Source organism: Chromatiaceae bacterium, assembly GCA_016714645.1.
Classification (GTDB): Bacteria; Pseudomonadota; Gammaproteobacteria; order Chromatiales; family Chromatiaceae; genus M0108.
Genome location: JADKCI010000002.1, coordinates 566,155 through 589,051 on the forward strand (window position 1 = coordinate 566,155; position 22,897 = coordinate 589,051).

The window sequence follows — 22,897 nt, forward strand, 5'->3', positions numbered from 1 at the left end:
GCACGCCCCCCAAGGCTCCCGCGCCGGTCCCCGCCCCCGTGCCCGTTAAGCCCGCTCCCCGCCACCTCCGCCGCCTCCCGTCGCCCGGTACACGGCGCCGCCACCGGCCGCGCCAGAGTTGCCCGCGGCGGCGTCTTCGCTGGCGGCGCAGGCCGAAAAACAGCGCGAGCGTGGCGATTATGTCGCCGCCGCCGCGACCCTGGAGCGTGCCATCCGTATCCAGCCCCGGGAGGCTTACCTCTGGAACCGGCTGGCGCGGGTGCGGCTTGATCAGAACAACTACGATCAGGCCGGGTCCCTGGCCCAGAAATCCAATACCCTGTCCAAGGACCAGGACCAGATTAAGCAGGACAATTGGGGCATGATCGCCACGACGCGCCGCGCCGCCGGCGACCAGAGCGGCGCCCAGGAGGCGGAAGCTAAGGCCGGCACCCCCTGATGACCAGGGTCCAGCCGTCGGCATCCCTGGCCTTGACGCGGGATCCGCGCCGCCCGCCCAGGGACAAGGGCGCTACCCCCCCTGGCCCGTGAGCGTGCCCTATATACCTGGCGCTGGTTATTCGTCGGCCTGTCGCGGGAGGGCCGGGTGGGGTCTGGCGGGGGTGTCGACGCGGTGCTGTCGTCGCCCGGGAGGCTTCGGCGTCCTCCGCAGACCCCACCCGGCCCGGAAAACCGCAAACCCGGGTGTGCTGGGTATAACTCCGCGCGATTTGGCTGAATAGTGAGCAAGGTTGCCGACATCCTGGGTCCCGACGGTCTCCTCGCCCGGCGTCTGGCTGGCTACAACCATCGCCCCCAGCAGGAGGCCATGGCGGAGCAGGTGGCCCAGGTCCTGGCGGAAGGCGGCACCCTGATCTGCGAGGCCGGCACGGGAACTGGCAAAACCTACGCCTATCTGACCCCGGCCCTGCTCTCCGGGCGCAAGGTCCTCATCTCCACCGGTACCCGCAACCTTCAGGATCAGCTTTTCCATCGCGACCTCCCCCTGGTCCGCGATGCCCTGGATATCCCGGTGCGCATCGCTCTGCTCAAAGGGCGGGCCAATTATCTCTGCCCCTACCGCCTGGCCCTGGCCCTCCAGGATCATCATGGCGGGACCACCGAATTCCGCCGCCAGTTGCTGGCGGTGCGCGACTGGGCCAGCGCGACCCGGGTTGGCGATATCGCGGAACTGGCCTTGCCGGATGACGCCCCGGTCTGGCCGGCGGTGACCTCCACCAGCGACAATTGCCTGCGCCAGGATTGCCCGGACTGGGATCAATGCCCCCTGCTCGAGGCCCGCCGTCGCGCCCAGGAGGCGGACCTGGTGGTCGTCAATCACCACCTGCTGTGCGCCGACATCGCCCTGCGCGACGAGGGTTTTGGTGAGATCCTGCCGGGAGCGGATGCTTTCATCGTCGATGAGGCTCATCAGCTGCCGGAGGTGGCGGGCAACTTCTTCGGCACCGCCGTCAGCGGCCGCCAGTTCCTGGAACTGGTCCGCGACACTGAGGCTGAATATGGGCGCGAGGCAGGGGACCTGCCGGAATTTCTCGACATCCTGGCTAACCTGCGTCATGCCGCCCTGGAAATGCGCCTTAGCCTGGGCGAGGAGGCCCGCCGCTCCCCCTGGCGGGATATCGCCGAGGACCCTGCCGTCTCCGCCCGACTGGGGGCGTTGCGCCAAGGTCTGGAGGATGTCCAGGCCGCGCTGGAGGCCCTCAAGGGGCGTGGCAAGGGCCTGGACTCCTGCCTGGCCCGTGCCGCCGATCTGGCCACCGGGCTGGCGCGCATCATGGAACCCGCCGCGGATTCGGCCGATATCCGCTGGTTCGAGACCCAGGGCAAGGGCTTTCGCCTGCATCAGACGCCGCTGTCCGTGGCCGGCATCTTTCAGGCCCAGATGGAGCGCTATCCCGCCGCCTGGATCTTTACCTCCGCCACCCTGGCGGTGGCCGAGCGCTTCGACCATTTTGCCAGCCAATTGGGCATCGGCAACGCCCACACGGCCTGTTGGGACAGCCCCTTCGACTACCCCAACCAGGCCCTCTGGTTCGTCCCGCGTGGCCTGCCCGACCCGGCTCTACCCGCCTACGGCGACGCGGTCACCGACCTGGCGGCCCGGATCCTCGCCTTCAGCCGGGGCCGGGCCTTTCTGCTCTTCACCAGCCACCGCGCCCTGCGCCGCGCGGCGGAGCAACTGGAGACCCGGCTGGATTATCCCCTGCTGGTCCAGGGCTCGGCCCCCCGTGGGGAACTGCTTAAACGCTTCCGGGAGCTTGGCAACGCGGTGCTGCTGGGCACCGCCAGCTTCTGGGAGGGGGTGGACGTGCGCGGCGAGGCTCTGTCCTGCGTCATCATCGACAAGCTCCCCTTTGCCTCGCCCGGGGATCCGGTACTGGCGGCCCGCATCGACGCCCTGCGTCAGCAGGGCGGCAACCCCTTTCGGGATTTCCAGTTACCTCAAGCCGTCATCAGCCTCAAGCAGGGCGCGGGTCGCCTCATCCGTGACGCTACCGATCGGGGGGTGTTGGTGGTCTGCGATCCGCGGCTGCTGTCCAAGCCCTACGGCCATGCCTTCCTCAAGAGTCTGCCACCCATGGCACGCACCCGTGATCTGGCCCTGGTGGAGCGTTTTTTTGCCGAGGATTCCTTGCGGCCCGCCGCCGGACTCTAAACACCATGCGCATCCTGGCCATTGATACCTCCGGCGAGGCCTGTTCCGCCGCCCTCTTGACCGAGAAGGGTCTCCAACAGCGCCTGGCCCTGGAGCCACGCCGCCATGCCGATCTCATCCTGGGCATGGTGGCGGCGCTGATGGAGGAGGCGGATCTGCGGCTCCGGGATCTGGACGCCCTGGCCTTTGGCCGGGGCCCCGGCTCCTTCACCGGCGTGCGCATTGCCACCGCCGTGGTTCAGGGCCTCGCCTTCGGTGCCGATCTGCCGGTCGTCCCGGTCTCTACGCTGGCCGGTCTGGCCCAGGGTCAGCACCGTCGCCAGGGCGCTCGCCAGTGCCTGGCGGCCCTCGATGCCCGCATGGGGGAGCTTTACTGGGGGCGCTATGTCCTGGATGGTCAGGGCCTGATGCGCCTGGTGGGCGAGGAGGCCGTGACAACCCCGGCATTCGCCGAGTTGCCGGAGGGGGCCGGCTGGCAAGGGGCCGGTAGCGGCTGGGAGACTTATGGCGACCTGCTGCGCCAGCGCTTGGGCCCGCGCATCGGGCTAACCGACCCGGCTGCCATCTGCGAATCCCAGGACTTGGTCGGGTTGGCCGCCGCCGATGTTGCCGCCGGCTTGGCCCTGCCCCCGGAGCAGGCCCTGCCGGTTTATCTGCGGGATAAGGTCACGCAGGATGCCCCGGGGGTGGCGGGTCGCGACCCGCATCGGGCCCCGAGCCGGTCATCGGGCCTATCTTCCCCTTAACGGCCGGTGGGCTGGGCCATACCCTGAGTCTCGGGCGGTCCTAGCCATCCGGTGAGGTACCCGGATACTCACGACTTGATCCACGTCAAAGTGGTGGCCAGCCATTCGCGCCATCGTCCCCGACAGCCCTCAGAATAATAATGAAGCGGGGCGGAACCGGGCGCCCGGGGAGGCGTCCCGGTATCAAGTGTCCAACACCGGAGGAATTCGCCATGATCACTGTCAGCCTGCGGATGAAGATCGATCAGACGCCGCTCAAGCGCGTCCCCGTTACCATCTGCCTGGACGCGGACGGCTACTGTACCCAGCCCGTGCCCACCGACCGGGAGGGCAGCGCCCGGTTCGACCTCCCCGAATCCAGCGGTAAGGTCCTGGTGGACGGGGTGGAACGTTACCAGGGGCGGCTGAAGGGGCAGGTCCAGGTGGAACTCTGGTCCCTCACCGAGGCCCCCAACGACTCCCTGGACCTGGACGGCCACATGCCCCTGGGCAGCAACGCCTATCCCAGCATGGAGACCCGGACCCTGGAGGTAGAGGGTCGCCCGGTCCTTACCGATGGCGAGGGCTATCTGGTCAATCCCGCGGACTGGTCCGAAGCCTTCGTCCGCGCCCTGGCGGCGGCGGAGGGACTGACCCTCACCGACGCCCATTGGGAATTGATCCGCTACTTACGGGAGCACTTCGCCCGGACGGGTATCCAGTCCACGGTGCGCGATATGGTCCGGCACTTCAGCAAGGTCTGGGGCCGGGAGGCCGGCGGCAGCGCTAGCCTGCACCGGCTCTTTCCCCGAGGCGGTCCCCAGAAGCAGGGCAACCGGCTCGCCGGACTGCTCCGTACCAAGGGGGAGCATTAGCCATGGCCCACCATCCTTCAGTTTCTCCCGAAGGGATCGACGACCCTCTATCGGAGCTGCTGCCGGACCTCGCCGAACTCGACGTGATGGAGGCCATGCGTGACATCCAGGGGTACCTGGACATCAGCCCCGGGGATTTCCAGGAACTCTATCGCGCCTCCGTCAGCCACGCCCTTACCCGCCTGGCGGGCAACCCCATGGCCCGGGCCCTGATGCACGCCGAGGGCCCAGCCTTGGTGCCCGAGCAACCCCTGAGCGTGGCGGTGGACCAACTGGCCGCAGCCGGCGTCAAGTCCGCCGCCGTGGTGGACGCCCAGGACCGGGTCATCGGCCTCCTGTCCGAGACCGACGTCCTGCGCCACCTGGGCGTGGATGCGATTCTGGCCCTGTTGGCGCACCTGGGGCGGGAGCCCGAGGCCCTGAAACGCTGCTGCAGCGGGGTCCGGGTGTCGGACGTCATGACCAGCCCGGCCCTGACCCTGCCGGACGACGCCACCCTGCCGGTCATGGCCCGTGCTTTTGCACGCCATGGCGGGCGGGGCATGCCGGTGGTCGACGGCATGGGTCGGCTGCTCGGGATGCTGGCCCGCAAGGACCTGATCCACGCCTTCGGGGCCGCCGTACCACACCCCCAGGCAGACTGAATTCGCCTCCGCACCGAGGCTGGGTGTGAAGAGTGTCAAAGTGGTAGGATATACGGCATGTCAACCTTGCCTGACAGTCACACCATTCGCCGGGAGCCCGATCGATGCGTATCCTCTTCATTCATCCCAATTATCACTCTGGCGGCGCGGAGATCGCCGGTAACTGGCCACCGGCCTGGGTCGCCTATCTGAGCGGCGCCCTCAAGTCCTCGGGCTATGATGACATCCGCTTCGTGGATGCCATGACCAATGATCTGTCCGAGGATCAGGTACGGGATATTTTGCGCGAGGCCCAGCCTGACCTGGTGGGCTGCACCGCCATCACCCCCTCCATCTACAAGGCCCAACGCGTGCTGGAGATCACGCGGGAAGTCTGCCCCCAGGCAGTGACCGTGCTGGGCGGTATCCACGCCACCTTCATGTATCAGCAGGTGTTGGGCGAGGCCCCCTGGATCGATGCCATCGTCCGGGGCGAGGGGGAGGAGATCATCGTCAACCTGGTGCGCGCGGTGGACGAGGGACGCTGGCCCGCCGGTCGCGACCAGGTTCAAGGCATCGCCTATCAGAAAGATGGCCAGATCATCGCCACCCCGGCGGCACCCACCATCAAGAATCTGGACGCAATTACCCCGGACTGGGGGGTGCTGGAGTGGGAAAAATACATCTACATCCCCCTCAACAAGCGGGTGGCCATCCCCAACATGGCCCGCGGTTGTCCCTACACCTGCTCCTTTTGCTCCCAGTGGAAGTTCTGGCGCGACTATCGCATCCGTGACCCCAATAAGGTCGTGGATGAGATCGAGACCCTGATCCGTGACCATAACGTCGGTTTCTTCATCCTGGCGGATGAGGAGCCTACCATCAATCGTAAGAAATTCATCGCTTTCTGCGAAGAGCTGATCGCTCGGGATCTCGGCATCCTCTGGGGCATCAATACCCGGGTGACCGATATCCTGCGCGACGAGGACGTGCTGCCGCTCTATCGCAAGGCCGGCCTCATCCATGTTTCCCTGGGCACCGAGGCGGCGGCCCAGTTGAAGCTGGATCGCTTCCACAAGGAGACCACCATCGCGGATAACAAGCGCGCCATTGGCCTGCTGCGCGATGCCGGCATCCTGACCGAGGCCCAGTTCATCGTTGGTCTTGAGAACGAGACCAGGGAGACCCTGGAGGAGACCTACCAGATGGCCCGGGACTGGAATCCGGACCTGGCTAACTGGGCCATGTACACGCCCTGGCCCTTCACCGACCTTTTCCGGGAACTGGGCGACAAGGTCGAGATCTTCGACTACGAGAAGTACAACTTCGTCACCCCCATCATCAAGCCCGAGGCCATGGAGCGCGGGGAACTCCTGGACCGGGTGATGCATAACTATCGCCGCTTCTACATGCACAAGGCCTTTTTTTCCTACCCTTGGGCCGGTACCGGGCAACGGCGGCGTTACCTGCTCGGCTGTCTCAAGGCCTTCCTCAAGGCCGGTTTCCAGCGTAAGTTCTATGATCTGGGCAAGGTCAATTACTGGGGTCCCCAGTCCAAGAAGAAGGTGGACTTCCACTTCGACACCAGCCGCACCCGGGTAGCCGAGGGCGGCACGGACTGGAAGGCCAAGCACAGTCGCAAGATCAAGGGTGACGTCCAGGCCGAGATCATGGCCTGCGGGGGTGGTAAGGAACAACTCGATGACGATGCCCTCGAGGCCTTGCTGGTCAAGCCGTCCACGGTCGGTGTCTCCATGCCGCCCCCGGGCGTGGCGGTTCAGTTCACGGCTCATGTATCCATCCACGGCCAGGACCGACCCTGACTCTTCCTCGCGATGTCCGGTGGCACCTGTCGGCGACTGGCCGGCTGACAGGGCCCGGCGCCATCGCTGAGCAGGGAAGCCAGCATGCTTGCCATCGACAATCTCTCGAAACGTTTTGATATCTCCTGCGAGCAGGCCCTCTTCGAGCGGGTCTCCCTGCGGCTGGCCCCGGGCGAGTCCGTGGCGATCATGGGCGAGTCAGGGGTTGGGAAATCAACCTTCCTCAACTGCATCGCGGGCCTGGAGCCCGTCGATGGGGGACGCATCCAACTGTGGGACCGGGAACTGACGACCCTGGACGAGGATGCCTTCGCGCGGCTGCGGCGGCGGGACTTCGGCTTCGTGTTCCAGGCCTTTCACCTGCTGCCGCATTTGACACTCGCTCAGAACGTCGCCCTGCCACTCTGGTTGCTGGAACAGGACGAGGCCAGCGCCGCCGCCCGCGCCCGCGCCCTGCTCGAACGGGTCGGCCTTGGCCACCGCGCCGATGACTGGCCGCGCCACCTCTCGGGCGGGGAGATGCAGCGGGTGGCCATCGCCCGCGCCCTGGTCCATGAGCCGAAGCTGGTGCTGTGCGATGAGCCCACGGGCAACCTCGATCCCGCCCGGGCCCTGGGGGTGCTGGAACTCCTATTCGAGGGCATCCGGACTAGCGGTGCCATGGGTATCCTGGTCACCCACTCACGGCTGGCGGCGTCCTATGCCAATCGCATCCTGCGCCTGACCCCCCTCGGTTTGGTCGAGGAGCCCGGTGGGACATGATGCTGGGCGCCCTATCGAGGCATGTCTTTCTGGGCAGCCTGTGGCGACGGCGCCTGGCCACCAGCCTGTCGCTATTGGCTATTGCCCTGGGGGTGGCGCTGGGGTTGGCAGTGCAACTCATCCATGCCGCGGCCCTGGATGAATTCGGGCGCGGTATGCGCTTGATTAGCGGGGAGGCCGATCTGCAGGTCGTGGGGCCCCAGAGTGGCTTTGATGATGGCCTTTATCCGCTGTTGGCCCAGCGCCCGGAGGTGTCCGAGGCCAGCCCTCTGCTGGAAATCGAGGCCCGCTTGCCTGGTCGAACCACCAGCCTGCGCATCCTCGGCATCGACCTCTTTCGCGCCGCTCGCGTCACTCCCTCCTTGCTGCCCCTGGCCGAGGCCCCGGCGGGGGGAGAGGCAACCTCCGACCGGATCGTACCCACGGCCCGGGGCGATTTCCGGCTGGACGCCCTCAAGCCCGATGCCCTCTTTGCGAGCCCCGCCGCCGCGACCCAACTCGCCCTGGCCAGCGGGGCCATCCTGAAGGTGCAGATTGGCACCCGCGAGGTGGGACTACGCCTCGCCGGCTCGGTACCCGCCGCGGGTGTTGGTCAGGTGCTGGCCGTGATGGATATTGCCGCTGCTCAGCAGACCTTTGAGCGGATCGGTCGCCTGAGCCGGATCGATATACGTCTCGCCCCCGGTACCGATAGGGATCGGGCCCGTCAAACCCTGAGCGCGCTGCTGCCCCCGGGTGTCAGCCTCCGCACCCCGGCCGACGCCCAGTCCGAGATCCAGAGTCTGTCCCGCGCCTACCGGGTCAATCTAACTATGCTGGCGGCCATCGCCCTCTTGACCGGGGGCTTCCTGGTCTTTTCCGCCCAGTGGCTCGCGGTGGTACGACGGCGGCAGGAATTTGCCTTTTTGCGGGCCCTTGGCCTGGATCGTGCCGGACTGCGGCGTGGTCTGCTGGCCGAGGGGGCCCTGCTGGGGCTGGTTGGCGGACTTATTGGCGTGGTCCTGGCCCATGGGCTGACCGCCCTGGCCTTCCGGTTGATTGGCGGCGATTTGGGGGCCGGTTACTTTCGGGGCCTGGCCCCGCAACTCCAGTGGGAGCCCGGCCTGATCCTCGCCTATCTGGTCCTGGGGATTGGCGCGGGGCTGGCCGGGGCCTGGCTGCCAGCGCGCGAGGCCGCGCGGCTGATCCCCGCCCGGGGCCTGCGGGCAGGTGACGAGGCCGAGGCCTACCAGGCACCCCCGCGCTGGGGCCTGACCCTGAGCCTCTTCGCCCTGGCGGCCCTCTGTTGTCTTCTCCCGCCGCTCGATGGCCTGCCCCTGGGCGGCTATCTGGCGGTGGCCCTGATCCTGGTGGGGGCCGTGATGGCCTTGCCGGGGGTCACCCCCTGGGCCATGCGTCCCCTGGCGGGGGGCCGGGGGATACTGATGCGACTGGCGCGGGCGCGTCTTGCCGCGGCGCCCGGACAGGCGGTGGTGGCGGGCGCCGGGGTGGTGGCCAGCGTCGCCCTGGCGGTCTCCATGGCCATCATGGTCAGCTCCTTCCGAGGTTCGCTGGACGACTGGCTGACCCAGATGCTGCCCGCCGATCTCTATCTGCGCGCGGCCGCCGCGGGTAGTAGCGGCTATCTGGAACCCGCCTGGGTGGACCGAGTGGGCCAACTGCCAGGGGTGACGGCGGTGCGCCCCGTGCGCTTCGAGAGCCTGCGCAGTGCCGAAGGCGGCGAGGCGATCGCGCTCATCGCCCGTCACGTCACGGATAGCCTGGGCCTGCCGCTGGTGGCCGGCACCACCGCTCCGGACTTGGGACCCGGCACGAACCCGCCGGCCTGGATCTCGGAGGCGGTGGCTGATCGACGGGGCCTCGGGGTCGCCGATCCCCTTTCGCTGCCCCTAGGCGAGCAAGTCCAGGTCTTTCGTGTCGCCGGCATCTGGCGGGACTATGCCCGCCAGCAGGGGGCCGTCGTCATCGAACTGGAAACCTTTCGGAGGCTGACCGGGGATGGGCGCATCAACGATCTCGGGCTCTTTCTGGCCGCCGGGACTGACCCCTCGGGGGTGATGAGCGCGATCCGTGTTCTGCTCGGCACGGAGGTGAGCGAGATGGTCCTGCCGGGGGAGCTGCGCGCCATGATCCTCGGGGTCTTCGATCGCACCTTCCTGGTAACCTACCTGATGGAGGCGGTTGCGGTCATGATCGGGCTCTTTGGGATCAGCACCAGCTTTGCCGCTCTGGCCACCAGTCGGCGTAAGGAACTGGGCATCCTGCGCCATCTCGGCCTGAGGCGGTGCCAGATCGGGACCCTGCTGGCCACCGAGGCGGCCCTGACCGCCGCGGTCGGCGTGGTGATCGGCCTGGTCGCGGGCGCGGCCATCGCCTGGATCCTGATCGAGGTTATCAATCGTCAGAGTTTCCACTGGAGCATGGATATGCAATGGCCCCTGGGTGTACTGCTGGTCTTCAGTTTCGCCATGATCCTGCTCGCGGCCCTGGCCGCCCGGCTCTCCGGCCGTCAGGCGATGCGGCAGGATGCGGTCCTGGCGGTTCGGGAGGACTGGTGAAGAGGCCGGTTCCGCCCGGCGGTCGTCGCTACCCTGGGTGGGGCTGGCCCCGTCCCGCCCCGCGTCTGGGTATGGCCCTGGGCATTTTTCTGAGCCTGATGCTGATTCCGGCCCTCCAGGCGAGCGACTTTACCCCGGTGATAGAAGGTCGGCGCCTGGTCTTTCCCGCCGATATCGGCGCCCACCCGGACTACCGGACGGAATGGTGGTATATCACCGGCTGGCTGACCGATGAGGCTGGCGCCGAGCGGGGTTTTCAGGTGACCTTCTTTCGGGTCGCCACCGGTATCGGCGCGGATAATCCCAGCCGCTTCGCGCCACGTCAGTTGATTCTGGCCCATGCCGCCATCGCTGACCCGGCCACCGGCCATCTGCTCCATGCCGAGCGGGCCGAGCGCGGCCTGGAGCCCCTCGCTGGCGCGGCACCCGAGCGGACCCATGCCTGGATCAAGGATTGGGCGCTGGCCCTGGACGGGGACCGGTATCAGGCGCGGATCGAGACCGAAGCCTTCGCGCTCGACCTCGAGCTGATCCCCGCCGGTCCCCCTGTCCTCAATGGTCGCGAGGGCTTCAGCCAGAAGACCCCGGATCCCCACCATGCCAGCTTTTATTACAGCCGCCCCCAAGTCGCCGTCAGGGGCCGGATGCGCCTGAACGCCGAGGAGCGCCCGGTCACCGGACGGGCCTGGCTGGATCATGAATGGTCCAGCGAACTGCTGTCCGAGGAGGCCCAGGGCTGGGACTGGATCGGCATCAATCTGCATGATGGCGGTTCCCTGATGGCCTTCCAGATGCGCCATGCCGACGGTTCGGTCATCTGGAGCGCCGGTACTCTGCGCGAGGGGAGCGCCAGCGCACGGCACCTGACGCCCGAGCAGGTCCGGTTTCACCCCCAACGCCGCTGGCAGTCGCCGCGCACGGGTAAGTCATATCCGGTCGCGTGGGGTCTGGAGATCGATGGACGCTCCTGGGAACTCCTGCCCCTGATGGATGACCAAGAGTTGGATGGCCGCCAGTCCACCGGGGTCGTTTACTGGGAAGGCGCGGTCCGCCTCATGGCGGCGGACCGGGAAATCGGCCGCGGCTATCTGGAGATGACGGGGTATTGACCGCCTTGGCCCCGCCGGAAATTGGCCTTGATCGCCGGGATAAAGTAGGAGCTTGCGGGGACATGATTGACTTGAGAGAGATCTTGGCCGCCTGGGACACGCCCGGGCGCGAGGCCGCCCTGAAGCGGGCCCTGGAGGGCCTGGATGCCGCGGGTCTGCCCTTGCAACAGGCCCTGACGCAGGGGAGTCAGGTGACGGCGGAGCCCTTCCAGGTCATGGTCCTGACGACGGCGGAGACGGAGGACGGCCTGGAGGCACGGGTGGGGGTCTTTTTCACCAGCCTCCTAGGCGGCTGTCAGTGTGCGGACGATCCGACACCCCTGGAGCCTTTGCCTGAATATGCCCAGATCGAGGTCACCATCCATCGCGAGACTGGGATGGCGCGCCTTAGCCTCCTGGATTGATCCGGTTAAATTTTGGATTTAGGAGGATGCCAGGGCCTTCAGTGCCCGCTTGCGGAAGACGCCCATCTCCTTGGCGGCCTGGATGTCGCCTCTAGCCTCGGCAACGGCGATGCCTTGATTCAGGACGGCAATCGCCTTCGCGGGGCGGCCGCTGGCCTGGAGGGCCTTGCCGTGAAGCTTCCAGGCGGCGGAGTAACGCGGGTCGAGTCGGGTCGCCGTGGCCAGGTGCTCGATGGCCCTTTCCAGATCCCCAAGCTTGAGATATTCATTGCCGAGGCTGTACCGCAGCAGGGCGTTATCCGGTCCCTTGGCAAGCAGGGCCTCCAGGTTGGTGACAGTGGTCATGGGCGTCTCCCGAAGGGATGAAATATGAATCGCAAGAGGTGGGTTGTGGCGATCCGGCGCACAAGAGGGCTGGCTAAATTTCGGGGGCGGGCAGGGTGCCCAGGGCGAGACCGGGGTGTGCCGGGCGCCGTGCCCTGGCGGACGCTGGTCTGCCATCCCGCCTCCCCGGCGCCGGGGACTTGGCGCTTGCGCGTCAAATTGATCTGGGCCGGGGATGGCGCCCTCCGGCTCGATTACCAGCTTCGGGCGCCGCGAGGGGCCCTGGCCATGCCGCCCCGGACCAATCCGGGCCGCCAGGATGGGCTCTGGCGGCATAGCTGCTGCGAGGCCTTCATCGGCCTGGCGGGGGAGACGGCTTACCGTGAGTTCAATTTTTCTCCTTCGGGGGCCTGGGCGCTTTATGACTTTGCCGATGAGCGGGTGCCTGTGCCTCAACCCCAAGTCGAGGGTGAGGGGGGCGCTCCCGGCGTCCGGTGCGAACGTCGCCGCCACGCCTGGTGCCTACGCGCCCGTATTCCCGTGGATCTGCTGCCCAGGCGACCGCCTGGCGCGGCTCTGCTCCTGGGGCTGGCGACCGTGGTCGAGGATAGGCGGGGCGGTCTCACCTACTGGGCACTGGCCCATCCTTGCCCCCAGCCGGATTTCCATCACCCGGGGGGGCGGGTGGTGACCTGGTCAGGGCCTGGTCAATAGCGCCGGGCTGGAACAGAGTGGGAGCTTGCCCCGGTCCGGGTGGCTTTGGATTCAGCCTCGCCGCCACCAGATTGGCGCCATTCAACTTCGGGGGAGCCGAACATGCAGGACAAACCCATCATCCGTACCGCCATTCCCAAACGCCGCTACCAGATCGGCGATCATGCCGCCAGTCTGCTGGGAGAGATCGAGAGTGGGGATGCCCGGGCCTTTCGTTACATCCTCGCCTTCGTCGCCCTGGGCAAGGCGGAGCCGTCCCTCTATGTCTTGTCCGAGCTGAGTCCCCCGCGCGAGGCGGACCTGGGCCGTTATCGCCTGCGCCTCGTCAACGAGACCCTGTCCGAGGTCATGGATAGCGATGATCGCTGGGGCGATCTGGAGACCTTCGCCGAGCAGGCCCTCAAGCTCGGCATTCAAGCCTTGGGCCTGCAACGGGAGGCGGTGATTCGTCTCCTGTAGCCGGACCAGTATCCAGTGCCCCGGTGAACGCCGCCTCGCTGGGCTCGCCAGCCAGGAAGGGGCTCCCATCCTGGGATAAGCGGGGCTGTTCGCGATTCTGGACGTCCCAGGCGGCTATTCCAGGGATAGGATGAAATCCCACTGTTCCGGGGTCACCGGCATGACGGAGAGTCGGTTGCCCTGGCGCACCAGGGGCATGCCCGCCAGGGGGCCATCGGCATGGGCCTTGAGTTCGGCCAGGGTGATGTTGCGCCGCAGATGGCGCACATAGCGCACCTCTACCATGACCCAGCGCGGCTTGTCTGGGTCGCTCTTGGGGTCGAAATACTTGGCCTCGGGATCGAAGGCGGTGTGGTCGGGGTAGGCCTCCCGCGCCACCTCCATGAGGCCGACGATGCCGGGCTCTGCGCAGTTGGAGTGGTAAAAGAAGACCGGGTCGCCCACCTTCATCTCGTCACGCATCATGTTGCGCGCCTGATAGTTGCGCACCCCGTCCCAGGGTTCGGTCTGGCCCGGAGCGGCGACCAGGTGGTCGATGCCGAAGACATGGGGCTCTGATTTCATCAGCCAGTAGGCCATGATTAGTTCTCTCAGTTAAACATGGGGTTCGTGGTATTAGCGCCACGCGCTGGATCGCTCCAGGGTGGCGCTCATGTGCAGGAAGTTCGCCAGCCGCTCCGGATTGAGCTCCCCTCCCGCCACGGCACCCTTGAGGGCGCAGCCGGGCTCCCGGTCGTGGTTGCAGTTCGCGAAGCGACAATGCCCGATGAGGGGGGCAATGTCCCGGAAGCCATGCTCCAGATCGGCCTGATCGTCCAGGGTCAGCCGGAAGCTGCGTACCCCGGGGGAGTCGATGAGATGGCCCCCACCCGGCAGGTGGTAACAGGTGGTAGTGGAGGTGGTGTGCCGGCCCAGTCCGGTGGCCAGGGACAGGCGTCCGATCTGGATGTCGAGATCCGGCAGCAGGGCCTTGACCAGGGACGACTTGCCCACCCCCGATTGGCCCACCAGGATGTTGGTCTCCCCCGCCAGTTGGGCCGCCAGGGGTCTCAGGTCCGGGTCGTCGAGCAGGCTTAACCAGACCAGGGGGTAGCGGATCCGCTCGTAAGGGGCCAGCAGGCTGGCCATGGTGGTCCGGCCCTGGGCATCCAGCAGGTCGGTTTTGTTGCAGGCGATCAGGGCCTTGACGCCCAGGCGTTCGGCGGCGGCCAGGTATTGGTCGAGCAGGTAGGTGCTGGGCTCGGGCCGGGGGGCGAGGATGGCCACCAGTTGGGTCAGGTTGGCCGCCAGGGCTTTGTCGCGGCCGCTGTAATCCGGACGGGCCAGGACCGTCGTACGCGCCTGAATGGCGGTGACCACGCCGCGATCCGGGCCACTGGCCTGCCAAACCACCCGGTCGCCGCAGACGGGATGGCCCATGTTCTGACGCGCCAGACAATGCCAGACCTGGCCCGCCTCGTCCTCCACGGCCAGGTCGGCCCCATGACGCACCACCACAAGGCCGTGGCGAGGCTGGTCGATCTCGCAGGTCGCCAGGACCTGTTCGGCGCGCTCGTCCAGCCGTTGGCGCCGCTGGTCCTGAAGGTTGAGGATGCGCGCCTTCTGGCGATCCGAGAGCCGGCGGCCCGGCATCAGGGTTTGAATTTGTAGTAGTGCGTGTTCAGGTAGGCCGCCATGTCGGTGATCTCTTCGTCGAACCATTTGAGCCCCAGGGACTGCTCGCAGCGCCGGACTTGCGACTCCAGACTGGCCAGGGAGGTCACCTTGCGATCGGTGCGCGTATAGACCTCGGCGCCATGGCAGGAGGTGCAGTTGAATTGGTAGAGGTCGGTGACGTCCTTGTCCTCGCCGGCCAGGACCGGGAGGGCGGTGGCGAGGCCGAGTGACAGTAAAATCAGGCGTGGGTGCATGGGTGGGTCTCCGGGAAAGGGATGTCGTTGGGATTCTATGCCATTTTGTCGGGGTGCCGATATCGGGAATGGCTGCCGGTAGCATGTGGCCAGGGGCGGGACGGCAAGGTTGAGGTTATACCCGAGACACCCGGTTTTTCGGTTTCCCGGGCCGGGTGGTGTCTGGCGGGGGGCGCCGTGATTACCTCCCTGTAGGCTTGACGACACAGCATCCCTGCTGTCGACACCCCCGCCAGCCCCCACCCGGCCCTCCCGCGATATGCCGCGAGTGGCCTCGCTGGGTATAAACTGAGGCCTTTCTCAGCGCGATACAAGACAGCATGAAACCCGACGACAACCATTTGGTTTGGCTGGACCTGGAAATGACGGGTCTGGAACCAGCACAGGATCGGATCCTCGAGATCGCTACCCTCGTTACCGACACCCACCTGGAGGTCCTGGCGGAGGGGCCGGTCATTGCCATCCATCAGCCCGAGGTGGTGCTGGCGGCCATGGACGATTGGAACCGGGAACACCATGGGGCCTCTGGCCTGTTGCAGCGGGTTCGGGCCAGCGATCGGGACGAGGCAGGGGCGGAACTCGAAACCCTGGCGTTTCTCGCGGCATGGGTGCCGGCGGGCAAGTCGCCCCTCTGCGGCAACAGCATCTGCCAGGACCGGCGTTTTCTTGCCGGGTCCATGCCCCAGCTGGAGGCCTGGTTCCATTACCGCAATCTGGACGTGAGCAGCCTCAAGATCCTGGCGCAGCGCTGGGCGCCGGCGGTGGCGGACGCCTTCAAAAAGCAATCGGCCCACCGCGCCATGGACGATATTCGCGAATCCATCGCCGAACTCCGGCACTATCGGGAGCACCTGCTGCGGCTCTGACGGGCCAGGGCCCAGACGACGTGCTCGCGGACCAGTTCGCTGGCATGATCGCGTCGTCCCTCCAGTGCCGCGATGGCGGCGGGGGAGGGCGGGGCATTGCCTAGGGCGACGGCGAGATTGCGCAGCCAGCGGGGATGCCCGATGCGGCGGATGGCGCTGCCCGCGGTGCGGTGCAGGAACTCCGCCTCGTCCCAGGCGAAGAGGGCGATGAGGGTGGCGGCTTCCAGGCCCTGGCGGGGGTGGAAATCCCCCTCCCGGGTGAGCCGGGAGAAGCGGTTCCAGGGGCAGACCAACTGGCAGTCATCGCAGCCATAAATCCGGTTGCCCATCAAGGGCCGCAGGGGTGCGGGGATGGGGCCCTTCAGTTCGATGGTGAGATAGGAGATACAGCGGCGGGCGTCGAGCTGGTAGGGCGCCAGAATGGCGCCGGTCGGGCAGACGTCCAGGCAGGCCTGGCACCGCCCGCAGTGATGAGTGGCCGGTGTATCCGGCGGTAGCGGTAAATCGACGAAGAGTTCGCCGAGAAAAAACCAGGAGCCGGCCTGGCGGTTGATCAGGTTGGTATGTTTGCCGATCCAGCCCAGGCCGGCTTTGTGGGCCAGGGCCTTCTCCAGCACCGGGGCGGAATCGACGAAGGCGCGGTGGCCAAAGGGGCCGATTTCGGCGGTGATGCGCTCGGCCAGGCGTTGCAGGCGGGTGCGCATCAGCTTGTGATAGTCCCGGCCCAGGGCGTAGCGGGAGATGAAGGCCGTGGTCGGTTCCTCCAGGTGCTCGCGCAGGCGGTCCTGGGCCTCGGGGAGATAGTCCATCCGCGCGGAGAGGACGCGCAGGGTGCCGGGCACCAGCTCCGCGGGCCGGGCGCGCTTGACGCCGTGGCGGACCAGGTAATCCATCTCGCCCATGCGGCCTTGTTCGAGCCAGGCCAACAGCCGGGCCTCGTCCTCGGCCAGGTCGATGCCGGTGATGCCGACCTGCTGGAATCCCAATTCCCGGCCCCATTTCTTGATGCGCTCGGCGATTAACGCCAGATCAGCGTCCTTAAGGGGTCCTGGGTCTGATGGCGGCGCGGGGTGGTAATGGTTCTCGGCTGCCCGACCAGGGCGGCGGAGGGTAGTGGTTTCTTTAGTCGAAAGAGGGGGCGTCATGGATATCGTGTTCCTGAGCGGGTTGCGCATCGAGACTACCATCGGTATCTACGATTGGGAAAAGCAGATCAAACAGCCCGTGGTGCTGGATCTGGAGATGGGCGCGGACGTGGCCCGGGGGGCGGCCACGGATCGCATCGAGGATGCCCTGGACTACAAGCGGGTATCCAAGCGCCTCAAGGAATTCGTGGCCGAGAGCCGCTTCGAACTGGTGGAGACCCTGGCGGAGCGCTGCGCGGCGCTGCTGCGCGAGGAGTTTGGCATTCCCTGGTTGCGGCTCAGCGTCAATAAGATTGGCGCTGTCAGCGGCGCGGCGGACGTGGGCGTCATCATTGAACGCGGGGAGCGGCCTGGCGGTGCCTAGGGTCTGGCTAGGTCTGGGGAGCAATCTGGACCGGGAGTCATCCTTGCGAGCCGCCATTGGCGCCCTGCGCCGGCATTATGGCGAGCTGGTGCTCTCCCCGGTTTACGAGACCCCTGCGGTGGGTTTCGTGGGTGAGCCCTTTCTGAATCTGGTGGTTGGCTTCCAAACGGCGGAGTCCGTGGCGGCCCTGATTGGCTGCCTGCGCGCCATCGAGGGTGCGGCGGGGCGGGTCCGGGGCCCCAATAGGTTCGCGCCTCGGACCCTGGATATCGATCTGCTGACCTACGGTGATGCCGTGGGTCTCATCGATGGCTATGACTTGCCGCGCGACGAGATCCTGCGTTATGCCTTCGTGCTCAAACCCCTGGCGGACGTGGCCGGGGAGGAGTTCCATCCAGCAACCGGACGCACCTATGGCGAACTGTGGCGGGATTTTAGCGGGGAGGCGCTCACCCTTGAGCCCCTGGTTCTGGATCTGACCGGGGAACCGGCCAACCCGGTCTCTCCTCCGGATCACTTGAAGAGGTCCTGAGCGCGCTGGAGCAGGTCGGTGGCGCGGGACGGGCCTTGGCCGGTGGTGGCTAAGTCGGCGGGATCGAAGAGTTCGCAGAAGTTGGCCTTTTCCTTGTCCGCCACCAGGTCGGTCATGGGCTCCAGGCAGGCATTGGGTCGGCCCGGGGCAAAGTGGCGGCAATTGCGGCAGACCCGGGTGGGCTTGCCACAACCGAGACAGAGGGCCTCGCGGCCATAGTCGCAGGTGGCAAGATCGCGGCCGCAGTGCCAGCAGTGTCCGATGATGTCCCTAGCCATGCCGTGGGCTCCAGGTTTAATGGGTGTTCAAGCGCAGGTAATGATGGGCCGCCTCCAGCAGCTTGCCCCGCCCTAAGACGATCTTCCAGCGGCTGCCGCCGACCTGGCGCCAGAGCCAGGCGGCGCGTATCCCGGCCAGCAGCAGGGATCGGATGCGGTTCTGGTTGTCCGGGTTTTGCAGAAAGTTGGGCTCCCCCTTCACCATGATGCGGGGCTGGAACTGGCTGACGGTCTGACTGTAGATGTCGGCCAGGTGGGCCAGTAGGTTGGGGTGCAGCATGGGGAAATGCACCAGCTTGGCGCGGGCGCCCTCGATGCCTTGGGCAATCTGCTGGATCATGTCAGGGCGACCGGTAAGCACGGACTCCAGCTTGAGGAGGGCGAGCAGGTAGCGGGTGAATTCCAGGTCCTTGGGCGTCTTACCGCTGAGTTGGTTGGCCAGTTCCCGGATGCCAGGGGTTAGCGCCCCCGGGGGGCCGAAAATGTCGGCGGTGGAGCCGGCATCGGTTTGAAAGAGACTGTGAATGCAGGGCTCCATGAGGTCCGTGTCCACCGTGCCCTTGGTGGCGATGCGGCGGACACAAAGACTGGCTTGGTAGATGGCCCCCAGGGCGAGGAGGCGGTCTTGAAGGGTGTAGATCATGGGCTTGGCGAATTACGAGCTATCAGAAGGCCAGCGTGGCGGTGGAATCCTAACGGGGTAAAGATCACTTCGCCACCGGTCAGGGTTCCGTGGCCTCAATGATGCCACCCCCCAGGCATTCCTCGCCTAAATAAATGACCGCCGATTGGCCGGGGGTGACGGCCCTTTGGGGCTGGACAAAGCTGAGTCTGGCGCGATCCCCACTGAGATCCTCGATCCGGCAGGTTTGCAGGGCCTGGCGATGCCGCAGGCGGGCCTGGCAGGCGAAGGGTGGGTCGCGAGGCGGCTGACCGCTGATCCAGTGCAACCGGCTGGCGATCAGGCGGCGGCTGAACAGCAGGGGGTGGTCGTGGCCCTGAACCACAATCAGGCTGTTGCGGGTCGCATCCTTGGCAGCCACGAACCACGGGGCCTCCAGACCCCCCGCCTGGCCACCGATGCCGAGCCCCTGCCGCTGGCCGAGGGTGAAATAGGCCAGCCCCGGGTGCTCGCCGAGGCATTGCCCCTCCGGTGTCTCGATGGGACCCGGGTTAGGCGGGACATAGCGGGTGAGGAAGTCTTTGAAACGGCGTTCGCCGATGAAGCAGATACCGGTGCTGTCCTTTTTGGCCGCGTTTGCCAGACCGGCCCGCCGAGCCAAGGCGCGGACCTCTTGCTTATTCAGTTCCCCGAGGGGGAAGAGGGCGTGGGCGAGCTGCTCCTGGTCCAGGAGGTGGAGGAAATAGGTTTGGTCCTTATCCGCATCGCGGCTCAGGCAGAGGTGATAGCCCCGGGTGTCCTCGGTCAGGCGGGCATAGTGGCCGGTGGCGATCCGCTGCAGGCCGAGGGTCAGGGCATGATCCAGGAAGGCGCGGAATTTAATTTCGCGGTTGCACAGAACATCCGGATTGGGGGTTCGGTTGGCCTGGTACTCCGCCAGGAAATCGGAAAAGACCCGATCCCAATACTCCGTGGCAAAGTTGACGGTACCCAGGGGGATGCCAAGCCGGGTCGCGACCGCCATCGCATCCCTCAGATCCGCCGCCGCCGCGCAATAGCCGGCAGCGTCATCTTCCTCCCAGTTCTTCATGAAGAGTCCTTCCACCCGATGCCCCTGTTCCAGCAGCAGCAGGGCCGCCACCGATGAATCCACGCCGCCCGAGAGGCCGACCATGACGGAGCACGGGGCAGAATGAAGGGCTATCGGGGGGGGCATCTCCATTGATTTATATAATTGATTAATAATATTTTTATAGGATAGAGAAAGGGGGCATATTATTTGCCTAGCGGTACGCAAGCCCCGGGTCGGGTGCTAGACTAACCTCATTTTTCAACCCAAAGAGACAAACAACATGGCCTACGCCCCTGACCACCCCCGTGGGTGGTGGGATCCGCTCCCTCAACGTTGCCTTGCGTCAACAACTGGATCTCTACGTCTGTCTCCGGCCCGTACGCTACTTCCAGGGCACCCCCAGCCCGGTCAAGGAGCCGGAAAACACCGATATGGTGATCTTCCGCGAAAATTCCGAGGACATCTATGCGGGTATCGAGTGGCAGGCGGGGTCCCCGGAGGTGAACAAGGTCATTGATTTCCTCCAGCAGGAGATGGGGGTGACCAAGATCCGCTTCCCCGCGACCTCCGGCATTGGCGTCAAGCCCGTCTCCGCCGAGGGGACCCAGCGCCTGGTGCGCAAGGCGATCCAATACGCCATTGACAACGATCGCGCCTCCGTGACCCTGGTGCACAAGGGCAACATCATGAAGTTCACGGAAGGCGCCTTCAAGACCTGGGGCTACGCACTGGCCAGGGAGGAATTTGGCGCCGAGGAGATCGATGGGGGTCCCTGGTGCGCCATGACCAATCCCAAAACCGGCCGTGAGATCGTCATCAAGGATGTCATCGCCGACGCCTTTCTGCAGCAGATTCTGCTGCGCCCAAGGAATACGATGTCATTGCCACGCTCAATCTCAACGGCGACTACATCTCCGATGCCCTGGCGGCGCAGGTGGGTGGCATTGGGCTGGCGCCCGGGGCCAACCTGTCGGATTCCGTGGCCATGTTCGAGGCGACCCATGGCACCGCGCCTAAGTATGCTGGCAAGGACCAGGTCAACCCGAGTTCCATCATCCTCTCGGCCGAGATGATGTTGCGTCACCTGGGCTGGACCGAGGCGGCGGATCTCATTATCAAGGGCGTGGAAGGCGCCATCCTGGCCAAGACCGTGACCTACGATCTGGAGCGTTTAATGCCAGGGGCCACCAAGCTCAGCTGTTCGGCCTTTGGGGAGGCGGTGATCGCTAATATGGGGTGAGGCTTGGGGCCTCGGCCTGGCCTGGGGGCGGCCACCCCGCTTCCGAAGACGAAGATGGCCCTATCCTTGGCTGGAGGGCGGGATTTTCCCCCTCGCTTGTACTGATTCATCGGCGGGCGAAAAAAACCGCACGACCAAGGGACGGTGGCCCGGGTTTGTACTGTTTGACTAATGTATTCCATTTGGGAAACCCCCGGCGTTGCCGGGGGACAGTTTCAGTTTGATATTTAAGGGATCATCGCGACGGCGCCCGCAAATGTCTGCCCGGGTTTCAAAACGTTGTCCCTCCTTGGCGGTTTTGGTGGTTCAATCGCTCCCTTTGGGATTACTACACCCACATCCCCCGCACCCGCCACGCCTCACTGAGCAATCGCCCTGCTCGGGGTCGACCCGGGCGATCCACTGTTGAAAGAGAACCCAGGCGGCGCACAGGGTGGTTAGCCCGGCGATGGCAATGAGATATGCCCACATGAAACGATATTCCTCAGGTCGCGCTGAAGAGACCGGCAAAGCCCATGAAGGCGGTGGACAGGATGCCGGCGATGATGAGGTTCATGGCGGTGCCGCGGATCAGGCGGGGGACGGGGGCCAACTCAGTTTCCTGCCGTAGCCCGGCCATCAGCACCATGGCGAGGGTAAAGCCGAGGCCCGACCCCAGGGCATAGACCATTCCCTCCACCAGGCCATAGCCCTTGTTGGTGGTGAAGATGGCGATCGCGAGAACGGCGCAGTTGGTGGTGATGAGCGGCAGGTAGATCCCCAGGGCCCTGAACAAGGCGGGGCTCAGCTTCTTGATCACCATCTCGATGAACTGCACCGTGCTGGCGATGACCACGATGAAGCTGATGAGCCGTAGATAGGGCGCGTGCTCGAGGATGTAGGTGTTGAGGAACCAAACGCAGAGGCCGGTGATGAGCATGACGAAGGAGGTGGCCATACCCAGCCGGAAGGCGGTGTCCAGGCGTTGGGAGACGCCGAGAAAGGGGCAGATCCCGAGGAAGTAGGCAAGAACGAAGTTGTTGATCAGCAGGGTGCTGACGAAGATCCACAGTAGATCGTTCATTGCGCTTGGGCCTCCATCGCATCGATGCGTCGCACCAGGCGTTCCTTGCGCTCCTTCAACCAGTTGAAGAAGAGCAACAGGAGGCCGAGGGTGAGGAAGCCGCCGGGCGGCAGAATCATGATGACCCAGGGCTCGAAATTCGGGCCGAAGAGGTTGATGCCGAACAGACTGCCCACGCCGAGGATCTCGCGCACGCTCCCCAGGGCGAGCAGGGCAAACAGAAAGCCGATGCCCATGCCGAGGGCGTCCACCAACGCCAGACGCACGGGGTTACGCGCGGCGAAGGCCTCCTGTCGGGCCATGATGATGCAGTTGACGACGATCAGGGAAATAAATGGCCCCAGTTCCTTGTGCACCCTGGGCAACAGAGACTCCAGGCCGAAGTCGATGACGGTCACGAAGGTGGCGATGATAACGATGTAGGTGGCCATGCGCACCTGCGCCGGTATCCAGCGTTGGAGCGCGGAGACGAAAAAGCTCGACCCCACCAGGACGAAAATGGTGGCCCCGGCCATGACAAGGGCGTTCTCCGCCGAGTTGGTGACCGCCAGGGTGGGGCACATGCCCAGCACCTGGACGAACACCGGGTTTTCCCGCCACAGGCCCTTGATGAATTCCTGGTAGGCGTCTGGTTTGATCTTGGGCATGGTTGATACCTGGTGCTCGTCGGTGCTGTTGTTTTAGCTTCTTTTCTTGGCCACGTCGCTATGTCGAAGGCGCCGCGGATTCTCCGATGTTTGCCGTCCCTGGCGCCTGGGTCCCGGCAGCCCCTG

General features: G+C 65.7%; 25 protein-coding genes and 1 pseudogene. 16 read left to right on the forward strand and 10 right to left on the reverse strand.

Annotated elements, in window-relative coordinates; all coding sequences use genetic code 11:
* The first annotated feature begins 118 nt into the window (after positions 1-118).
* The 10 genes from IPN92_09510 (at position 119) to IPN92_09555 (ending at position 11,535) form a co-directional block, all read left to right on the forward strand.
* On the forward strand, positions 119-439 hold the full coding sequence (locus tag IPN92_09510) for a tetratricopeptide repeat protein (protein MBK8638497.1): 321 nt from the start codon (positions 119-121) through the stop codon (positions 437-439).
* Positions 440-721: 282 nt separating this feature from the next.
* Positions 722-2,656, forward strand: a complete 1,935-nt coding sequence (locus IPN92_09515) for an ATP-dependent DNA helicase (GenBank protein MBK8638498.1) — start codon at positions 722-724, stop codon at positions 2,654-2,656.
* A gap of 5 nt (positions 2,657-2,661) precedes the next feature.
* Entirely contained in the window at positions 2,662-3,402 is a 741-nt protein-coding gene (gene tsaB, locus IPN92_09520) for a tRNA (adenosine(37)-N6)-threonylcarbamoyltransferase complex dimerization subunit type 1 TsaB (GenBank protein ID MBK8638499.1), read from the forward strand.
* Positions 3,403-3,614: 212 nt separating this feature from the next.
* Positions 3,615-4,256, forward strand: coding sequence for a TusE/DsrC/DsvC family sulfur relay protein (locus IPN92_09525; GenBank protein MBK8638500.1), 642 nt, complete (start codon positions 3,615-3,617; stop codon positions 4,254-4,256).
* A 2-nt stretch (positions 4,257-4,258) separates the two neighbouring features.
* The gene (locus IPN92_09530) at positions 4,259-4,900 is read left to right on the forward strand and encodes a CBS domain-containing protein (GenBank protein ID MBK8638501.1); all 642 of its coding nucleotides are present in this window, start codon (positions 4,259-4,261) and stop codon (positions 4,898-4,900) included.
* 104 nt (positions 4,901-5,004) lie between these two features.
* Positions 5,005-6,702: a magnesium-protoporphyrin IX monomethyl ester anaerobic oxidative cyclase gene (gene bchE, locus IPN92_09535; protein ID MBK8638502.1), complete on the forward strand. Its 1,698-nt coding sequence runs from the start codon at positions 5,005-5,007 to the stop codon at positions 6,700-6,702.
* A gap of 84 nt (positions 6,703-6,786) precedes the next feature.
* Positions 6,787-7,464 (forward strand): ABC transporter ATP-binding protein, encoded by a 678-nt coding sequence (locus IPN92_09540; GenBank protein MBK8638503.1) that lies wholly within the window; start codon positions 6,787-6,789, stop codon positions 7,462-7,464.
* The gene (locus IPN92_09545) at positions 7,464-10,022 is read left to right on the forward strand and encodes an ABC transporter permease (GenBank protein ID MBK8638504.1); all 2,559 of its coding nucleotides are present in this window, start codon (positions 7,464-7,466) and stop codon (positions 10,020-10,022) included. The genes IPN92_09540 and IPN92_09545 overlap by 1 nt, the downstream gene beginning before the upstream one ends.
* A gap of 71 nt (positions 10,023-10,093) precedes the next feature.
* The gene (locus IPN92_09550) at positions 10,094-11,131 is read left to right on the forward strand and encodes a carotenoid 1,2-hydratase (GenBank protein ID MBK8638505.1); all 1,038 of its coding nucleotides are present in this window, start codon (positions 10,094-10,096) and stop codon (positions 11,129-11,131) included.
* Positions 11,132-11,193: 62 nt separating this feature from the next.
* The gene (locus tag IPN92_09555) at positions 11,194-11,535 is read left to right on the forward strand and encodes a hypothetical protein (GenBank protein ID MBK8638506.1); all 342 of its coding nucleotides are present in this window, start codon (positions 11,194-11,196) and stop codon (positions 11,533-11,535) included.
* An 18-nt stretch (positions 11,536-11,553) separates the two neighbouring features.
* On the opposite strand, the gene IPN92_09560 is transcribed toward IPN92_09555, so the two are convergent.
* On the reverse strand, positions 11,554-11,880 hold the full coding sequence (locus tag IPN92_09560) for a tetratricopeptide repeat protein (GenBank protein MBK8638507.1): 327 nt from the start codon (positions 11,878-11,880) through the stop codon (positions 11,554-11,556).
* Between the two features lie 186 nt (positions 11,881-12,066).
* Between IPN92_09560 and IPN92_09565 the strand changes: the two genes are divergently transcribed.
* Together IPN92_09565 and IPN92_09570 are read left to right on the forward strand one after the other, a co-directional pair.
* Positions 12,067-12,573 (forward strand): DOMON-like domain-containing protein, encoded by a 507-nt coding sequence (locus tag IPN92_09565; protein ID MBK8638508.1) that lies wholly within the window; start codon positions 12,067-12,069, stop codon positions 12,571-12,573.
* 102 nt (positions 12,574-12,675) lie between these two features.
* Positions 12,676-13,032, forward strand: coding sequence for a hypothetical protein (locus IPN92_09570; GenBank protein ID MBK8638509.1), 357 nt, complete (start codon positions 12,676-12,678; stop codon positions 13,030-13,032).
* A gap of 114 nt (positions 13,033-13,146) precedes the next feature.
* On the opposite strand, the gene IPN92_09575 is transcribed toward IPN92_09570, so the two are convergent.
* From IPN92_09575 to IPN92_09585, 3 genes are read right to left on the reverse strand one after another with little or no spacing between them, the layout of a single operon-like run.
* A complete protein-coding gene (locus IPN92_09575) occupies positions 13,147-13,611 on the reverse strand; it encodes an EVE domain-containing protein (GenBank protein ID MBK8638510.1) in 465 nt (154 codons plus the stop codon).
* Between the two features lie 36 nt (positions 13,612-13,647).
* Complete coding sequence (rsgA, locus tag IPN92_09580) at positions 13,648-14,664, reverse strand: ribosome small subunit-dependent GTPase A (protein ID MBK8638511.1); 1,017 nt, start codon at positions 14,662-14,664, stop codon at positions 13,648-13,650.
* Positions 14,664-14,942, reverse strand: a complete 279-nt coding sequence (locus IPN92_09585) for a cytochrome c (protein ID MBK8638512.1) — start codon at positions 14,940-14,942, stop codon at positions 14,664-14,666. Before IPN92_09585 ends, rsgA begins: the two co-directional genes overlap by 1 nt.
* Before the next feature lie 320 nt (positions 14,943-15,262).
* Between IPN92_09585 and orn the strand changes: the two genes are divergently transcribed.
* Positions 15,263-15,808 carry an oligoribonuclease gene (gene orn, locus IPN92_09590; protein ID MBK8638513.1) on the forward strand — a complete coding sequence of 182 codons (546 nt, stop codon included), beginning with the start codon at positions 15,263-15,265 and terminating at the stop codon, positions 15,806-15,808.
* Here orn and queG read toward each other — a convergent pair.
* On the reverse strand, positions 15,781-16,953 hold the full coding sequence (queG, locus tag IPN92_09595; protein MBK8638514.1) for a tRNA epoxyqueuosine(34) reductase QueG: 1,173 nt from the start codon (positions 16,951-16,953) through the stop codon (positions 15,781-15,783). The genes orn and queG overlap by 28 nt on opposite strands.
* Between queG and folB the strand changes: the two genes are divergently transcribed.
* Together folB and folK are read left to right on the forward strand one after the other, a co-directional pair.
* Positions 16,952-17,317 (forward strand): dihydroneopterin aldolase, encoded by a 366-nt coding sequence (gene folB, locus IPN92_09600; protein MBK8638515.1) that lies wholly within the window; start codon positions 16,952-16,954, stop codon positions 17,315-17,317. The two genes, queG and folB, sit on opposite strands and share 2 nt — an antisense overlap.
* Entirely contained in the window at positions 17,310-17,849 is a 540-nt protein-coding gene (gene folK / locus IPN92_09605) for a 2-amino-4-hydroxy-6-hydroxymethyldihydropteridine diphosphokinase (protein ID MBK8638516.1), read from the forward strand. The genes folB and folK overlap by 8 nt, the downstream gene beginning before the upstream one ends.
* Here folK and IPN92_09610 read toward each other — a convergent pair.
* The 3 genes from IPN92_09610 to mnmA form a co-directional block, all read right to left on the reverse strand.
* A complete protein-coding gene (locus IPN92_09610; protein MBK8638517.1) occupies positions 17,831-18,127 on the reverse strand; it encodes a hypothetical protein in 297 nt (98 codons plus the stop codon). The two genes, folK and IPN92_09610, sit on opposite strands and share 19 nt — an antisense overlap.
* Before the next feature lie 16 nt (positions 18,128-18,143).
* Positions 18,144-18,770, reverse strand: a complete 627-nt coding sequence (gene hflD, locus IPN92_09615) for a high frequency lysogenization protein HflD (GenBank protein MBK8638518.1) — start codon at positions 18,768-18,770, stop codon at positions 18,144-18,146.
* Between the two features lie 79 nt (positions 18,771-18,849).
* Positions 18,850-19,965, reverse strand: a complete 1,116-nt coding sequence (gene mnmA, locus IPN92_09620; GenBank protein ID MBK8638519.1) for a tRNA 2-thiouridine(34) synthase MnmA — start codon at positions 19,963-19,965, stop codon at positions 18,850-18,852.
* Between the two features lie 146 nt (positions 19,966-20,111).
* Between mnmA and icd the strand changes: the two are divergent.
* Positions 20,112-21,061 (forward strand): annotated as a pseudogene (gene icd, locus IPN92_09625) (NADP-dependent isocitrate dehydrogenase).
* A 484-nt stretch (positions 21,062-21,545) separates the two neighbouring features.
* Here the strand turns inward: icd and IPN92_09630 are convergent.
* Both IPN92_09630 and rsxE read right to left on the reverse strand, forming a co-directional pair.
* Positions 21,546-22,124: an RnfABCDGE type electron transport complex subunit A gene (locus IPN92_09630; GenBank protein MBK8638520.1), complete on the reverse strand. Its 579-nt coding sequence runs from the start codon at positions 22,122-22,124 to the stop codon at positions 21,546-21,548.
* Positions 22,121-22,771 (reverse strand): electron transport complex subunit RsxE, encoded by a 651-nt coding sequence (rsxE, locus tag IPN92_09635; protein MBK8638521.1) that lies wholly within the window; start codon positions 22,769-22,771, stop codon positions 22,121-22,123. The genes IPN92_09630 and rsxE overlap by 4 nt, the downstream gene beginning before the upstream one ends.
* Between the last annotated feature and the right edge of the window lie 126 nt (positions 22,772-22,897).

Coding starts and splice junctions, on each gene's coding strand:
- tsaB (MBK8638499.1), top strand. CDS start 2,662: ATGCGCATCCTGGCCATTGATACCTCCGGCGAGGCCTGTTCCGCCGCC.
- IPN92_09525 (MBK8638500.1), top strand. CDS start 3,615: ATGATCACTGTCAGCCTGCGGATGAAGATCGATCAGACGCCGCTCAAG.
- IPN92_09530 (MBK8638501.1), top strand. CDS start 4,259: ATGGCCCACCATCCTTCAGTTTCTCCCGAAGGGATCGACGACCCTCTA.
- bchE (MBK8638502.1), top strand. CDS start 5,005: ATGCGTATCCTCTTCATTCATCCCAATTATCACTCTGGCGGCGCGGAG.
- IPN92_09540 (MBK8638503.1), top strand. CDS start 6,787: ATGCTTGCCATCGACAATCTCTCGAAACGTTTTGATATCTCCTGCGAG.
- IPN92_09545 (MBK8638504.1), top strand. CDS start 7,464: ATGCTGGGCGCCCTATCGAGGCATGTCTTTCTGGGCAGCCTGTGGCGA.
- IPN92_09550 (MBK8638505.1), top strand. CDS start 10,094: ATGGCCCTGGGCATTTTTCTGAGCCTGATGCTGATTCCGGCCCTCCAG.
- IPN92_09555 (MBK8638506.1), top strand. CDS start 11,194: ATGATTGACTTGAGAGAGATCTTGGCCGCCTGGGACACGCCCGGGCGC.
- IPN92_09560 (MBK8638507.1), bottom strand. CDS start 11,880: ATGACCACTGTCACCAACCTGGAGGCCCTGCTTGCCAAGGGACCGGAT.
- IPN92_09570 (MBK8638509.1), top strand. CDS start 12,676: ATGCAGGACAAACCCATCATCCGTACCGCCATTCCCAAACGCCGCTAC.
- IPN92_09575 (MBK8638510.1), bottom strand. CDS start 13,611: ATGGCCTACTGGCTGATGAAATCAGAGCCCCATGTCTTCGGCATCGAC.
- rsgA (MBK8638511.1), bottom strand. CDS start 14,664: ATGCCGGGCCGCCGGCTCTCGGATCGCCAGAAGGCGCGCATCCTCAAC.
- IPN92_09585 (MBK8638512.1), bottom strand. CDS start 14,942: ATGCACCCACGCCTGATTTTACTGTCACTCGGCCTCGCCACCGCCCTC.
- orn (MBK8638513.1), top strand. CDS start 15,263: ATGAAACCCGACGACAACCATTTGGTTTGGCTGGACCTGGAAATGACG.
- folB (MBK8638515.1), top strand. CDS start 16,952: ATGGATATCGTGTTCCTGAGCGGGTTGCGCATCGAGACTACCATCGGT.
- queG (MBK8638514.1), bottom strand. CDS start 16,953: ATGACGCCCCCTCTTTCGACTAAAGAAACCACTACCCTCCGCCGCCCT.
- IPN92_09610 (MBK8638517.1), bottom strand. CDS start 18,127: ATGGCTAGGGACATCATCGGACACTGCTGGCACTGCGGCCGCGATCTT.
- hflD (MBK8638518.1), bottom strand. CDS start 18,770: ATGATCTACACCCTTCAAGACCGCCTCCTCGCCCTGGGGGCCATCTAC.
- mnmA (MBK8638519.1), bottom strand. CDS start 19,965: ATGCCCCCCCCGATAGCCCTTCATTCTGCCCCGTGCTCCGTCATGGTC.
- IPN92_09630 (MBK8638520.1), bottom strand. CDS start 22,124: ATGAACGATCTACTGTGGATCTTCGTCAGCACCCTGCTGATCAACAAC.
- rsxE (MBK8638521.1), bottom strand. CDS start 22,771: ATGCCCAAGATCAAACCAGACGCCTACCAGGAATTCATCAAGGGCCTG.